The 12,825-nt window shown below is 70.2% G+C and carries 14 protein-coding genes and 2 pseudogenes; 6 read left to right on the top strand and 10 right to left on the bottom strand.

Annotation, left to right across the window (positions count from 1 at the left end):
• Positions 1 to 480, top strand: a pseudogene (locus ABT288_RS08160) (amino acid permease); the annotation flags it as partial.
• A gap of 167 nt (positions 481 to 647) precedes the next feature.
• Here the strand turns inward: ABT288_RS08160 and htpG are convergent.
• Entirely contained in the window at positions 648 to 2,546 is a 1,899-nt protein-coding gene (htpG, locus tag ABT288_RS08155; RefSeq protein WP_351603983.1) for a molecular chaperone HtpG, read from the bottom strand.
• Between the two features lie 222 nt (positions 2,547 to 2,768).
• Between htpG and ABT288_RS08150 the strand changes: the two genes are divergently transcribed.
• A complete protein-coding gene (locus tag ABT288_RS08150) occupies positions 2,769 to 3,119 on the top strand; it encodes a DUF1330 domain-containing protein (protein ID WP_351603981.1) in 351 nt (116 codons plus the stop codon).
• A 291-nt stretch (positions 3,120 to 3,410) separates the two neighbouring features.
• Positions 3,411 to 4,031, top strand: coding sequence for a TOPRIM nucleotidyl transferase/hydrolase domain-containing protein (locus ABT288_RS08145; RefSeq protein ID WP_351603979.1), 621 nt, complete (start codon positions 3,411 to 3,413; stop codon positions 4,029 to 4,031).
• A 14-nt stretch (positions 4,032 to 4,045) separates the two neighbouring features.
• Here the strand turns inward: ABT288_RS08145 and ABT288_RS08140 are convergent, their stop codons facing one another.
• On the bottom strand, positions 4,046 to 4,642 hold the full coding sequence (locus tag ABT288_RS08140; protein ID WP_351603977.1) for a HEAT repeat domain-containing protein: 597 nt from the start codon (positions 4,640 to 4,642) through the stop codon (positions 4,046 to 4,048).
• On the opposite strand from ABT288_RS08140, the pseudogene ABT288_RS08135 reads away from it, so the two are divergent.
• A pseudogene (locus ABT288_RS08135) lies at positions 4,538 to 5,110 on the top strand (RidA family protein); the annotation flags it as partial. The gene ABT288_RS08140 and the pseudogene ABT288_RS08135 overlap by 105 nt on opposite strands.
• A gap of 57 nt (positions 5,111 to 5,167) precedes the next feature.
• On the opposite strand, the gene ABT288_RS08130 reads toward ABT288_RS08135, so the two are convergent.
• Positions 5,168 to 5,509 carry an ester cyclase gene (locus tag ABT288_RS08130; RefSeq protein WP_351603994.1) on the bottom strand — a complete coding sequence of 114 codons (342 nt, stop codon included), beginning with the start codon at positions 5,507 to 5,509 and terminating at the stop codon, positions 5,168 to 5,170.
• 200 nt (positions 5,510 to 5,709) lie between these two features.
• On the opposite strand from ABT288_RS08130, the gene ABT288_RS08125 reads away from it, so the two are divergent.
• Positions 5,710 to 6,096 (top strand): barstar family protein, encoded by a 387-nt coding sequence (locus tag ABT288_RS08125; protein ID WP_351603975.1) that lies wholly within the window; start codon positions 5,710 to 5,712, stop codon positions 6,094 to 6,096.
• A 110-nt stretch (positions 6,097 to 6,206) separates the two neighbouring features.
• On the top strand, positions 6,207 to 6,512 hold the full coding sequence (locus ABT288_RS08120; RefSeq protein ID WP_351603993.1) for a GatB/YqeY domain-containing protein: 306 nt from the start codon (positions 6,207 to 6,209) through the stop codon (positions 6,510 to 6,512).
• 85 nt (positions 6,513 to 6,597) lie between these two features.
• On the opposite strand, the gene ABT288_RS08115 is transcribed toward ABT288_RS08120, so the two are convergent.
• The 7 genes from ABT288_RS08115 to ABT288_RS08085 form a co-directional block, all read right to left on the bottom strand.
• Entirely contained in the window at positions 6,598 to 7,179 is a 582-nt protein-coding gene (locus ABT288_RS08115; protein WP_351603973.1) for an NADPH-dependent FMN reductase, read from the bottom strand.
• Positions 7,176 to 8,168, bottom strand: coding sequence for an RNA polymerase sigma-70 factor (locus ABT288_RS08110; RefSeq protein ID WP_351603971.1), 993 nt, complete (start codon positions 8,166 to 8,168; stop codon positions 7,176 to 7,178). Before ABT288_RS08110 ends, ABT288_RS08115 begins: the two co-directional genes overlap by 4 nt.
• Positions 8,165 to 8,776 carry a Rossmann-fold NAD(P)-binding domain-containing protein gene (locus ABT288_RS08105; protein ID WP_351603969.1) on the bottom strand — a complete coding sequence of 204 codons (612 nt, stop codon included), beginning with the start codon at positions 8,774 to 8,776 and terminating at the stop codon, positions 8,165 to 8,167. The genes ABT288_RS08110 and ABT288_RS08105 overlap by 4 nt, the downstream gene beginning before the upstream one ends.
• 224 nt (positions 8,777 to 9,000) lie before the next feature.
• On the bottom strand, positions 9,001 to 9,738 hold the full coding sequence (locus ABT288_RS08100; protein ID WP_351603967.1) for a hypothetical protein: 738 nt from the start codon (positions 9,736 to 9,738) through the stop codon (positions 9,001 to 9,003).
• Positions 9,719 to 9,964, bottom strand: coding sequence for a hypothetical protein (locus ABT288_RS08095; RefSeq protein WP_351603965.1), 246 nt, complete (start codon positions 9,962 to 9,964; stop codon positions 9,719 to 9,721). The genes ABT288_RS08100 and ABT288_RS08095 overlap by 20 nt, the downstream gene beginning before the upstream one ends.
• A 171-nt stretch (positions 9,965 to 10,135) precedes the next feature.
• A complete protein-coding gene (locus ABT288_RS08090) occupies positions 10,136 to 11,587 on the bottom strand; it encodes a purine-cytosine permease family protein (protein WP_351603963.1) in 1,452 nt (483 codons plus the stop codon).
• A 208-nt stretch (positions 11,588 to 11,795) separates the two neighbouring features.
• Complete coding sequence (locus tag ABT288_RS08085) at positions 11,796 to 12,683, bottom strand: polysaccharide deacetylase family protein (RefSeq protein ID WP_351603961.1); 888 nt, start codon at positions 12,681 to 12,683, stop codon at positions 11,796 to 11,798.
• Positions 12,684 to 12,825 lie beyond the last annotated feature (142 nt).

Here is a 12,825-nt window from a genome sequence, read left to right as displayed (position 1 = left end):
ATCGGCGGCACGGTCCACGTGCTGGCCGCAGCCGCCGCCGTGCTGCTCACCCTCGGCGCGATGAACGCCTACTTCGCCGGCGCGGCCCGACTGGGCGCCGCCCTCGGTCGCGACGGCGCGCTGCCCGCCTGGCTCGACCGGGGCGGCGGCGTCGGCGAGGTGCCGCGCCGCAGCCTGGCGGTGGTGACGGGACTGTCGGGCCTCGCCCTGGCCGCCACCGCGGTCGCCGACGTGGGCCCACAGCCGCTCGTGCTGCTCACCACCGGGTCGTTCGTGACCGTGTACACACTGGGAACGGCCGCCGCTCTACGGCTCCTGCCCCGGGGCAGCCCGCCGCACCGTTGCGCGCTCCTCGCACTCGTCGCGGTCGCGGCCCTCCTCGTCATGACGGGCCGGTACCTGCTGTGGCCCCTGGTCATCACAGCGAGCGCGCTGTGCTACCTGCGACGGCGACGAGCGGCGGCTCCTCTGACGAGCTGAGCCGATCCGAGACCCTGAGGCGAAGTCAGCTCGTGCAGGCCGGGCTGATGCCGTGGCCGCCGGAACAGAGACGCCCGACGTCCCGGACAGCAGTCCCGCCCAGGTCGAGGGCGCGGCGGCCTGCCCCACTCCCCCGGGACGGGCCGCCGGACTCGGGCGGTGCCGGGTCACAGGACGCGTTGCAGGCGGGCCGCCATCAGCTTGACAAAGCGGGCGGGGTCCTTCGGCGAGCCGCCCTCGGCGAGTACCGCAAGCCCGTGCAGGAGTTCCGCGCTCTCGGTGAGCTCCGTGCGGTCCTCGCGCTCCTTGTACGCCTGGTTGAGACCCTTCACCAGCTGGTGGTCCGGGTTGAGCTCCAGGATCCGCTTGGCGCGGGGCACCTCCTGGCCCATCGCGCGGTACATGTTCTCGAGCGCGGGGGTCAGGTCGTTCGCGTCGGAGACGACACAGGCCGGGGAGACGGTGAGACGGGAGGACAGGCGCACCTCCTTGATGTCCTCGTCCAGTTGCTCCTTCATCCAGCCGAGCAGGCCGGCGTAGTCCTCGGTCTGCTTCTCCCGCTCGCCCTCGGAGGTGTCGTCGTCCTTGGCGTCGAGGTCGATCTGCCCCTTGGCGACGGACCGCAGCTTCTTGCCCTCGTACTCGCCGACGGCGTCGGCCCACACCTCGTCGACGGGGTCGGTGAGCAGCAGCACCTCGATCCCCCGGTCCCGGAAGGCCTCCATGTGCGGGGAGTTCTCGATGCTCTGCCGGGACTCGCCGGTCAGGTAGTAGATGTCGTCCTGGCCGTCCTTCATCCGCTCCACGTAACTCTTCAGCGTGGTCGGCTCGGTGTCGTCGTGCGTGCTCGCGAACGAGGCGAGGGCGAGGATGGCGTCACGGTTGTCCGGGTCCGTGACCAGTCCCTCCTTGAGGACGGTGCCGAACTCCCGCCAGAACGTGGCGTATCGGTCCCCGTCCTTGGCCATCATGTCCTTGACGGTGGACAGGACCTTCTTGGTCAGCCGTCGCCGCATCATCTCGATGTGGCGGTCCTGCTGGAGGATCTCGCGGGACACGTTGAGCGAGAGGTCGGCCGCGTCGACGACGCCCTTGACGAAGCGGAGGTACGGCGGCAGCAGGGCCTCGCAGTCGTCCATGATGAAGACGCGCCTGACGTACAGCTGAACGCCGCGCCGGAAGTCCCGCGTGAACAGGTCGTGGGGAGCGTGCGCGGGGAGGAACAGCAGGGCCTGGAACTCGAAGGTGCCCTCGGCCTGCAGCCGGATCGTCTCCAGCGGGTCGCGCCAGTCGTGCCCGATGTGCTTGTACAGCTCGTGGTACTCGTCGTCGGACACCTCGTCACGCGACCGCGCCCACAGCGCCTTCATCGAGTTCAGCGTCTCGGGTTCGCGCGGCTCGTCGCCCTCGCCCTGCTCCGGGACCATCCGGACGGGCCAGGTGATGAAGTCCGAGTAGCGCTTGACGATCTCCCTGATCTTCCATGGGGAGGTGTAGTCGTGGAGCTGGTTCTCGGGGTCGGCGGGCTTGAGGTGGAGGGTGACCGAGGTGCCCTGCGGCGCGTCGTCGACCGGCTCCAGGGTGTACGTGTCCTCGCCGCGGGATGTCCAGCGGGTGCCCTGGCTCTCGCCGGCGCGCCGGGTGACCAGGGTGACCTCGTCCGCCACCATGAAGCCGGAGTAGAACCCGACGCCGAACTGGCCGATGAGCCCCTCCGCACCGGCGGCGTCCTTGGCCTCCCGCAACTCCTGGAGGAACTGGGCGGTCCCGGAGTTGGCGATGGTGCCGATGAGCTGCCCGACCTCGTCGTACGACATCCCGATGCCGTTGTCCCGAACGGTGAGGGTGCGGGCCTCCTTGTCGATGTCGATCTCGATGTGTAGATCGGACACGTCGGCGTCCAGCGAGTCGTCCCGCAGCTTCTCCAGACGCAGCTTGTCCAGCGCGTCGGAAGCGTTGGAGACGAGCTCACGCAGAAAGACATCCTTGTTGGAGTAGACCGAGTGGATCATCAGCTGCAGCAGCTGACGGGCCTCCACCTGAAACTCGAGCGTTTCAGTCGGCATGGTCGCGCATTCCTCCCAGGTGTTATCGCCAAAACCTGCTGCCAGCCACTGTAAAACACCATGTCAGGGCGGTGGCCGGATACGCGGGCGGTGGCTGGATACAGACCCCGCGGACAGGTGCGGGTCCCGGTCCGCGCCTTGATTACCCGGAAGGTCATCGACCGCGGAACGCACCTGCGGCAAGATCGTGGACAGCATGCAGCCGACCGACGGAGGGACACCATGACCGCCTACGCGATCGCTCACCTGCAGGAAGCCGCTCCGCATCCGGAGATCGCCGAGTACATCGCGCGCGTCACCGCCACCTTCGCACCGTACGGCGGCCGGTTCCTCGTCCACGGCAGCTCGCACGAGGTCAAGGAAGGCGCATGGCCCGGGCATGTCGTCGTGATCGGGTTCCCGTCGATGTCCCGGGCACGCGCCTGGTGGGACTCGGAGGAGTACCAGGCCATCGCGCCCCTGCGCTCCCGGCACATCGAGGGCGACATCATCCTGGTTCCGGGTGTGAGCGAGGACTACGACGCGTCCGACACGGCACGGGCCATGCTGGAGGCGCTCGCGGCCCGCGACTGAGGCCGTGAAGTCCTCGAGTTCGCCCGGCGTCGTCTCAGCACCGCCGTTGCGGTAAGCGCGGGCGACGCCGATCAGAGCGTCGGCGTGGAACTCCGGTATCCCCCGACGCGGCATCGCCGCGCGCGCTTCGTGGCCGGGCAGGCCCACATGGCGCACCGGCCTTCCGGGGACGCGAAGCTGACGGGTGCGGCGATCTCGCGGGCAGCGCGCCGCGGGCCCACTGTGCGGCGCCCGGTCGGCGGCGGGGGAAATTCCCTACCGCGGTGGCCGGCAAGGGCGGAGACTCATCCCATGGCTGACATGAGGTCGTTCCGTGAGGCGGTCACCGCGTGGGCGGCCGGTGGCCCCGGCGACCCCGCGCGCGAGCTGGCCGCGCGGCTGCCAGTCCGGACCGCTGTTCTGCTCGAAGGGCTCAGCGACGTGGCGGCGGTCGAGGCTCTGGCCGCGCGCCGCGACCGCGACCTGGCGGCCGAAGGCGTCTGCGTTCTGTCCATCGGCGGCGCGATGAGCGTGGGGCGCTTCGCCCGCCTCCTCGGTCCACCACCCGGCCTGGGCCTGCGCCTCACCGGACTGTGCGACGCTGCGGAGCGTGGCTATTACGCCCGCGCCTTGGAGGGGTCCGGCTCGGCACGGCACGGGTTCTTCGTCTGCGCGGCGGATCTCGAGGACGAGCTCATCCGTGCGCTGGGCGTGACACGGGTGGAGGAGCTCGTGCGGGCGGAGGGCGAGCTGCGCGCCCTGCAGACCTTCCTGCGCCAGCCCGCGCAACGGAGCCGCACCTCGCACCAGCAGTTGCGGCGCTTCCTCGGCACGAAGAAGGGGCGCAAGATCCACTACGGCCGCGTCCTCGTCGAGGCCCTCGCCCCCGGCCGCGCGCCCGCTCCCCTCCAGGACCTGCTGACCAGTCTCTGACCGCGGGGCGAGGCTCATCCGCCTGCGGAGTCCGCCGGTGGCTTCGCCGGCCCCTGGGGCGTGGAGGGCGGTGTCGCCGGACCGCGTCTGCGCCGTTCGTAGATGGGCCCGCCCGGTGCGTACCAGCCCGCCTTCTTCCGTACCGCGGGACTCGGGTCGTCGGCCTGGGATGCCAACAAGGCGGCAGCGGCGCGTGCGTCGGAGCGGGCGAACCTGCCGACGAGCTCGGCAGCCATGGCCCGGACGTGCGGGTCGGGGTCTGCGGCCAGGTGGTGCAGCGCGGGCGCGAGGACCTGGTCCGCGCCTGGCGCACAGGTGTCGCCCTTGCACCGGTCGCAGGCCAGGGCATGGAACGCGGCGATCCTGACGCGGGCGTCGGAGTCGTCGGCCATGGCGACGAGTTCGCCCATCGAGTCGGTGTCGACCAGGTGGTCGAGTAGCCGGCAGCAGCCCTCCCTGACGGCGGGGTTCCCGTCACGGAGGCCGGCCCGGATGGCGCCCACCGCGTGCTCCCCGCGTCGCAGCAGCTCGCGGTATGCCGCCGTGGTGCGTCGCGGGTCGCCCAGGCATGCAACGAGGGCTGCGCTGTCGGTCCTGACGAATCCGAGCATGGTCTCAATGTCGGCCGGCGCGGCGAATCCGGGCAAAGGGATTTCCGCTCCCGAGAGGGCGGCCATGCGCAGCACAATGCCCGCGTGATCGAAGGCATCCGCACCGACAACGCCCCCTTCGTCCGCTTCCCCGATGGCACCGAGCCGCCCCTGTCCCAGGCCGTCAGGGTCGGCGACTTGGTGTTCACGTCCGGTCAGGGCGCGCTCCACCCCGTCACGCACGAGATACCGGACGGCTTCTCCGCGCAGGTCCGGCAGGTTCTGCACAACCTCGTCGCGGTCGTCGTCGCCGCGGGCAGCAGGAAGGATCAGATCGTCAAGTGCACCTGCTCCCTCGCGGACAGGGCCGACTTCGGGACCTTCAACAAGGTCTACCGCGAGTTCTTCGCGGACTGCCCGCGGCTTCCGGCCCGGACGACGGTCGTCACGCAACTCGTGCGTGACGGCGTGCGCCTCGAGATCGACGGTGTGGCCGCCGTCGTTCGGCAGTCCCGGTCACGAAACACGTGCGGGACGCTGGTTCGCTCACGAGACAACCCCCAGCTGGCGCAGCTGCGCGAAGACGTCGACCACGCCCCAGATCTCAGCGATCCGGCCGCCCTCGAAACGGAAGACGAAGATCTCCCCGTAGGTGACGGACCTGCCGGTCGGCGGCCTCCCCCGGTACTCGCCCCGGTGGGTCCCGGTCACCGTGTTCCTGGCCACGACCTTGTCCCCCTCGGCGATCACATCCTCGACCGTGACGTGAATATCGGGAAACGCGCGAAAGAGCACGGTCCACACCTGCTTGAGCGCCTGCACCCCCGTCATGCCCATCGGTACCGGTGCGTGGAACAGCACGTCCGGCGCCACGAGTTCGTCGATCATCTTCAAGAGGATCTCCAGATCCCCGGCGCCCAGAGCGTCATGAAGACGCGCGGTCGTCGCTTTGTTACGGGTTTCCTCATCGGTTGACATACGACTTCCCTTCAGGCCGGTACGGACATCTGCACCCACAGGACGAACCGGCCGGCCAGGATGTGACACGACCGGGCGCAGTGTGTGACCTGGCGCGTAACCTCTGGGCCGTGACGGTCACTTACGTGCTGGACGGCACGCGGATCAGGACCCTGGAAGACTTCTGGCGCGTCATCGGCGAAGCCGTGAACGGTCCAGGCGGCTACTTCGGCAGCAACCTCGACGCCTTCGCCGACTGCCTCAGTGGTGGCTTCGGCACTCCGGACGACGATGACTTCGTAGTGGAATGGCGAGACCATCAGGTGTCCCGCGAGCATCTCGGCCATCCGGAGACGGCCCGCCAGCTGGAGATCAGGCTGTCGCGCTGCCACCCCACCAACCGGGCGCAGGTGAGTGCCGAACTGGCGGAGGCCCGTCGCGGGCACGGAGCGACCGTCTTCGACTGGCTGACCGAGATCTTCGAACACCGGGCACCGGGCACCCTGCGCCTTCAGTGAGGGCTGCGCGAACCGGCCGGGCGGATATTCCGTTGATCGTCCCGGGGGCGGACCATAGGGTCGCCGGCATGTCTCTGCGCCTTCATATGCGTCAAGCCCTGCGGGAAGCGATGCGTGCCCGCGACAAGGTCGCGGTGAGCGCCCTGCGTTCCACGCTCGCCGCGGTGGACAACGCCGAGGCGGTACCGGTCGGCCCGGCCGAGCTGCGCGGCTCGGCCATCGAGCAGGTGCCGCTCGGTGTCGGCGCCACCGAGGCTGCCCGGCGCGAGCTGAGCGAACAGCACATCACGGACATCGTGCGCGCCGAAGCCGACGAACGGCTCACGCTCGCAGCACAGTTCACGGCGCCGGCTCAGGCCGAGCGGGCATCGCAGCTCCGGGCGGAGGCCGCCGTTCTGCTCCGGCTCCTCGGCTGACCCGGCACCACGGATCGAGCGCTCGGCGGCCCCCGGTCCAGGGACCGCCGAGACCTACGGCCGGTGAGGGACGGTCGGCATCCGTTCAGGCGCTCGCCGCGGCAGCCGCCCGGAGCGGGGCGAGTGCCTGCGCCCATGCCAGCAGCTCGTCGACCAGCCCGTGCACCTCGGGCACGTGCAGCTCCTGCGGACGGAAGTCGGTGAGGTTCACGAAGTCCTCGCGCAGCGACAGCGCCACCTGCGGTCCGATGTCCGCCATGCGCAGCACGCCCGCCTGGGCGCGCAGCTTCTGCACCGCCATGACCGCGCCGAAGACGCCGTAACCCACGTAACCGACCGGCTTGCCGCCCCACTCCGCGTAGAGGTAGTCGATGGCGTTGGTGAGGCTGGCCGGAGGGGCGGTGTTGTATTCGGGGGTGACGACGATGAAGGCGTCGTACGAGCCGATCCGCTCGGCCCAGCGCCTGGTGTGGGGGCGTTCGCCCGGCGCCATGAGCGCCGGGACCGCTTCGTCGAGCAGCGGAAGCGCGTGCTCCTTGAGGTCCACGAGCTCGAAGACCGCCGCGTCTCCCGCGTGTTCGACCGCGAGGTCCCGTACCCACTCGGCCACCCGGTCGCCCTTGCGGCCGGGTCGGGTGCTGCCGATGACGATGCCGATCCTGATCATGTCCGATTCTCCCGTTCTGCTTCCCGTACGAACGTGTGTGTGGTGGCCGGGTCTGTCGGTGCCGGGCCGGCCATGTCCCGGCGGGCCTCCTGGGCTTCGCGCAGCAGGGCCCAGGCATCCGCGACGGGGCCCATGTGGGCGAGCTTGTCGGGATTGCTGACCGTGCGGATCGCCTGGATCCGCCCGTCGAGGATGTCGAGAGTCCAGATGTTGGCCACCTTGCCGTCGCGGTCGCGGAAGACCGCGCCCGGCTGGCCGTTGACCTGGCGTGGCTCCACGACCCCGCCGATGCGGAGGAACGGCCAGAGGAGCTGGTCGAGCATCTGGCACATCTGGTCGACGCCGTGGATTCCCCCGGCCCACCGCGGGGCCTTGCCGCCGCTGTCCGCGACCATCTGCACGTCGGCGGCGAGGAGTTGCCGGAGCCCGTCGACGTCGCCGTCCCTCAAGGCGCCGAAGAACCGTTCCGCGAGTGCCTCGCGTTCCCTCCGGTCGGCCGCGAAGCGGGGCCTGCCCGCGTCCATGTGACGGCGGGCGCGTACGGCGAGCTGGCGGCAGGCCGCCTCGGAGCGTCCTACGGCCGCGGCGATGTCGGGGAAGCCGAAGGCGAACACCTCCCGCAGGACGAAGACGGCCCGTTCGAGCGGGCTGAGCCGCTCCATCAGGAGCAGGGCCGCCATGGACAGCGAGTCGGCCAGTTCCGCCGCATGCTCGGGGTCCTGGTAGGGGTCGGTGAGCAGCGGCTCGGGGAACCACGGTCCGACGTACTCCTCGCGCCGCACACGGGCAGAACGCAGCACGTCGATCGAGATGCGGGTGACCGTCGCCGACAGAAACGCCCTGGTCGACGTCGGCCGGGTCGCGGAGAGGTCGTAGCGCAGCCAGGTCTCCTGGACCGCGTCCTCGGCCTCGGCCACGCTGCCCAGGATGCGGTAGGCGATCGAGAACAGCAGGGGCCGCAGCTCCTCGAATTCCTCGGCCCGGCTCACGCCAGCCCCTCCCTGAAGCCCTGGCGCCACGAGGGACAGCGCAGTTGCCGGCGGCGTTCGCGCTCGGCCCTGGCGTTGGAGAAGCCGCGGCCCTCGGTCGTCATCGTCACCACCGCCTCCCCGGCCGGCAGCCGGGCCGGCCACTTCGGCACCCGCATCCAAGGCTTGGCCCCCGCGCACGCCGCCGGATGCGGCTGCCATGCGCTCTCCGGGGCGGGTTCGTCGTCGACGATGCCGAAGGCGCCCCTCGCCCGCTGCTCGACGACGAGGACGGTGGCGCTCGCCGCGTCGTCGAGATGCACCCACGAGGCGTACCCGGTGCCGTCCCCGACTTCCAGCGGGTGCTCCTCTGTCTTCACCCACCCGCCCTCGCGGATTCCGTTGCAGTGGGCGTGGCCCTGGGCCACGAAGCGCGGCACGCCGGCCGCCTCGGCCGCTGCCAGCAGGTGGTCGGTTCCCTCGGTGCGCAGCCTGATGGTGAGGGCGGCCCACAGACCGAGTTTGGCCGCGCTCGTCGTCGTGCCCGTCACCTGGTGACCCCGGGCCACGAGCCGCGGCACCAGCCGCCGCCCGAGCACCCCGGCCCCGCCCGCCACGAACACCCGCATGACCCTCACCTTCCCGATCCCGAGTCGTTCTCCGGGATCTGAGACGAGACAGCCCGGCCGTCTGTGACATGCGTCGGCCGATCTCCGGGGCCGAGCGGCAACAGGCGTTCGGCGGAGGGAAGTTCAGCGGCGGCCCGGTCGGGACACCGGTCCCCGGGAGCCGTCGGGCCCACAGGGCAGGCGGGCGAGGTCGGCGCCAGGCCCGGCTGATCTGCTTCCTGGAGCTACTTCAGGATGTTGACCGCCCGGGCGACCACGAGGACCACGGTCACCAGGGACACCGAGGACTGCAGCATCATGAGCATCTTGGACCAGCGGGACAGCGGCATGACGTCGGTCGGGCTGAAGGCGGTGGCGTTGGTGAAGGAGAGGTAGAGGTAGTCCAGGAACGCCGGTTCCCAGTCCGGCGGGGCCAGCTCCGGGCTCTGCATCTGGACGAAGAGGAAGTCGGGGAACTGGTGCTGTCCCTGGACCCGGGCCATGGGTCCGCCCCGGTCCCACTCCCAGTACCACAGGGCGAACACCATCACGTTCGTCACCCAGATGACACCACCGGTCAGCAGGAGCGGGACGGCGCCCTGTCCCCCTTTGCCGGTCACCAGGTCCCCCACGAGCCGGACCGCCGCCCAGCCGTTGGCCAGACTGATGACGCCGGTCAGGGTCAGGCCCAGGTACCGCAGCAGGCGGGTACGGGGCTCCACGCGCCGGGGGTTGCCCGCGATCAGTCCGGCCAGCAGCAGCAGCTCCAGCGCGGGCAGGGTCCACACCGTACGGAGCAGGATGAGACGGTGCGGCAGGATCAGCTGCAGGGCTACGCCCGCGAGGATCACCGCCGTCACCGTCCAGCGCGGCTCACCACGGGTCGCCCGGCGCCAGGCGGGGACGAGTTCGCGTTCGCCGCTCTCCAGCAGCCGCTCGATCCTGGCCAGTCGGCTCCGGGCGTCAGCCATGTCGTCGTTCATGACGAGGATTGTCCCGGCCGGGTGCGCGGCGGCGGAAGCCGGGAGTCCGGCGAGCCGGTCGTGCGCGTTGGTGAATGGCGGACTTCGAGGGAGCTGAGCAGTGCGCGGTGGAGATCATCCAGCCGAGCAGGAACAGACCGAGCGCGTTGTGCGTGTCACCGGCGAGCGCCAGGCGCGGGACGATCCACCAGCAGGACAGCCAGAAGGCGGCGTACGAGCAGAACACCGTCGCCCCGAACTAATGAACGTATTGCCGCAGCGGAACGCGAACAGCCCCGTGGCGAACCGGGCGAGACCGCCGTAGAACGCGGCCAGGCCCAGCTGCTCGGGGTTGTTCGTCGGCCTCGGGTCGGTCGCCGGGCCGTACGACCCCTGTCGTACGGCCCGGCAGCAGCCGTCAGGGCTCGCGGTGCTCGTGGGCCGCCTGCTCCAGTGCCTCCGCCTCGGCCCGGGCGATGCGTGTCTCGGCAGCCACGTCGATCGAGCGGGTCAGCCACCAGTACAGGAGCGCGGCGACGGGAAGGCCGATGAACAGCGAGATGTCGGCTCCGCCCAGCGCCTTGGCGGCGGGACCCACGTACAGGGTGCCGACGGAGAAGAACGGGACCATGGCGGCGAAGCCGACCACGTAGGAGATGATGCCGTGCCAGCCCCAACGGCCGTAGATGCCGTGCGGGTTGAAGATCTCCGCGATGGCGTAGTGCCCGCGGCGCACCACGTAGTAGTCCATCAGGTTCACCGCGGTCCACGGGATGAACAGGTAGAGCACCAGCAGCAGGAAGTTGTTGAAGTTCTCGAGGAAGTGGGAGGTCGCGGCCAGTGCACCGACCAGGGACAGGGCCGCGGTCAGACCGATGGTCAGCAGGCGTACGCCCAGTGTCGGACGCACCCGCTTGAACGAGTCGATGCCGCTGATGAGGGTCAGCGAACCGCCGTACATGTTCAGCGCGGTGACGGACACCAGGCCCAGGGCGGCGAAGAGCAGCACGATCGCGCCGAAGCCGTCGAACACCTTGTCTCCGGCCGCGTTGATCGACTTGATCGTCTCGAAGTCCTTGCCGGCCCAGGCGGCGAGCAGCGTGCCGAGGACCATGAGCCAGATGCCGCCGAGCGCGGAGCCGAAATACGTCCAGTAGAAGGTCTTGCGGACCGTCACGTCCGGCGGGAGATAGCGCGAGTAGTCCGAGACGTAGATGGCCCAGCTGATCTGGTAGCCGGCGACCACGCCGAACTGCGCCAGGAACGGCGTCCACTTGAAGGCACCGAGGTCGAAGGAGCCCGCCGGATAGTGCAGCGTGACGAGGACACCGACGGTGAAGATCCCGAAGACGACCAGGAAGGTGTACGTCAGGACCCGCTCTGCCTTGTGGATGATGTCGTAGCCCACCAGCGCGATCACGAGCGCGACGACGGTGACCACGACCACCCAGAGTTTGACGCTCCCGTGCAGGGTGGTGTGCAGCGAGTCGGCGGCGAGGATGCTGTTGAAGACGTTGAAACCCGCGTACTGCACATAGGCGAAGAGCCACACCAGCAGGGCGCCGACGTAACCGAACTGGGGGCGCGACTGGATCATCTGCGGCAGGCCCAGCTGGGGTCCCTGTGCCGAGTGGAAGGCCATGAAGAAGGTGCCGATGACCGTGCCGGCGACGATGGCCAGCAGGGACCAGATCAGAGTGCCGCCCCCGGTGATGCTGATGAGTCCCACGGCCAGGGTCGCGATCTGGGCGTTGGACATGAACCACAGCGGGCCCAGGTGCCAGAGCTTGCCGTGCCGCTCGTCGAGGGGGACATAGTCGATGGACCGGACCTCGAGGCCGGACACCCTTGGCTCAGCTGATGTGCTCACGACGCCTCCCGGCGGCAGGTCTGCCTGTGGGACACATTGTGATCCGGCGGGGACGCGGTGACGAGTGGTGTGACATGGACAGCCTGGGCCGGCGAACGGCAGCCAGGCGAGGCCGACCCGCCGTTCAGTGCGCTGTCGCCGATGCGGTCACCGTGCGCGATGGCCGGTCACGTTCAGTACGCCCGCCCACCCCGCTCCGTGGCACACGTCAAGTCCGGTGCAGGGCGTCCGAGAGGCGGACGAAGCGATGGCCCCGGGCCAGCAAGTGCGGGACGGCGCTTGCGATGCCCCGTGCGGTGCCGCGCTCGGGGTGGTTCATGTGGCACAGGACGATGGAACCGGCCCGAGCCGAGGCGACGGTGGTGTGCACCTGCTCGGCGGTGAAGGTGGCGCCGCCGTCACCGTTGACGGAGAAGCTGACGAAGCGTTCCCCGAGGTCGGTGACGATGCGGGCCGCGATGTCGTCGCAGTACGCGGTGCCGGACCGGAAGAAGCGCGGCGGGGCGCCCAGCAGGCGGGTCAGCTTGGCCTGGTTCCCGGCGATCTCGTCGTACACCTCGCCCGCGTCCCGGGTGCCGGGGATGCCGTACGCGGAGCGGCCGGTGACGGACAGCGGGCGGTGCCGGGTGCCGTGGTTGGCGATCTCGAACAGCGGGTCCGCGGCCAGCCGCTGGAACACCGCCGGATTGGCGTCGATCCAGCGGGAATTGATGAACAGCGTGGCCGGAACGTGCCGTGCGCGGAGGAAATCGATGAGCGCCTGGTCGTAACCGCTGCCGCCCGGGCCGCCGCATGCGTCGAAGGTCAGCGCGATGGCGCGTGCCGCGCGCGGCAGGGAGTGCACGACGCCCGGGGCGTCGAAGCCCCAGGTGTGCGGCGCGCTGCGTCCGTAGCGGGCCACGACCTCCGCGCGGGTGACGGCAGGCCGCGTGGTGGGGGCCGTGGCCGAGGGGGTGGCCGGGAGTGCCGCGCCCGAGTCCGTCCCGGCCGGACCGGAGGAGTTGGCGGTGGCGCCGCCACCGGTCTTCGAGCCCGCGCAGCCTGCCAGCAGCCCTCCCGCCATGGCGGTCAGCACCGCACGGCGACCAGCCGTCATCCGTTCCCCCAGACCTGATCGAGGGCTGCCGCGGTCGACAGCCGCCCACGACGGCAACGGTACGCAGCGGACCGTCCGCGACCGTGAAGACACCGGTAAGAGATCACCCAGAATCGGGCGCGAGTCTGCCCGGGTCTGCCCA

This window comes from Streptomyces sp. NPDC001093, from assembly GCF_040298985.1.
Lineage (GTDB): Bacteria > Actinomycetota > Actinomycetes > Streptomycetales > Streptomycetaceae > Streptomyces.
The sequence above is the reverse complement of the archived record's forward strand: the minus strand, read 5'-3'. Positions and strand labels throughout refer to the sequence as shown.

What these genes read in the sequence shown, in the direction of transcription:
- ABT288_RS08145 (WP_351603979.1), top strand. Translation starts at nt 3,411, where the DNA reads ATGGCTGACATGAGGTCGTTCCGTGAGGCGGTCACCGCGTGGGCGGCC.
- ABT288_RS08130 (WP_351603994.1), bottom strand. Translation starts at nt 5,509, where the DNA reads ATGATCGACGAACTCGTGGCGCCGGACGTGCTGTTCCACGCACCGGTA.
- ABT288_RS08085 (WP_351603961.1), bottom strand. Translation starts at nt 12,683, where the DNA reads ATGACGGCTGGTCGCCGTGCGGTGCTGACCGCCATGGCGGGAGGGCTG.
- ABT288_RS08140 (WP_351603977.1), bottom strand. Translation starts at nt 4,642, where the DNA reads ATGCTCGGATTCGTCAGGACCGACAGCGCAGCCCTCGTTGCATGCCTG.
- ABT288_RS08150 (WP_351603981.1), top strand. Translation starts at nt 2,769, where the DNA reads ATGACCGCCTACGCGATCGCTCACCTGCAGGAAGCCGCTCCGCATCCG.
- ABT288_RS08115 (WP_351603973.1), bottom strand. Translation starts at nt 7,179, where the DNA reads ATGATCAGGATCGGCATCGTCATCGGCAGCACCCGACCCGGCCGCAAG.
- ABT288_RS08105 (WP_351603969.1), bottom strand. Translation starts at nt 8,776, where the DNA reads ATGCGGGTGTTCGTGGCGGGCGGGGCCGGGGTGCTCGGGCGGCGGCTG.
- ABT288_RS08100 (WP_351603967.1), bottom strand. Translation starts at nt 9,738, where the DNA reads ATGAACGACGACATGGCTGACGCCCGGAGCCGACTGGCCAGGATCGAG.
- htpG (WP_351603983.1), bottom strand. Translation starts at nt 2,546, where the DNA reads ATGCCGACTGAAACGCTCGAGTTTCAGGTGGAGGCCCGTCAGCTGCTG.
- ABT288_RS08120 (WP_351603993.1), top strand. Translation starts at nt 6,207, where the DNA reads ATGCGTGCCCGCGACAAGGTCGCGGTGAGCGCCCTGCGTTCCACGCTC.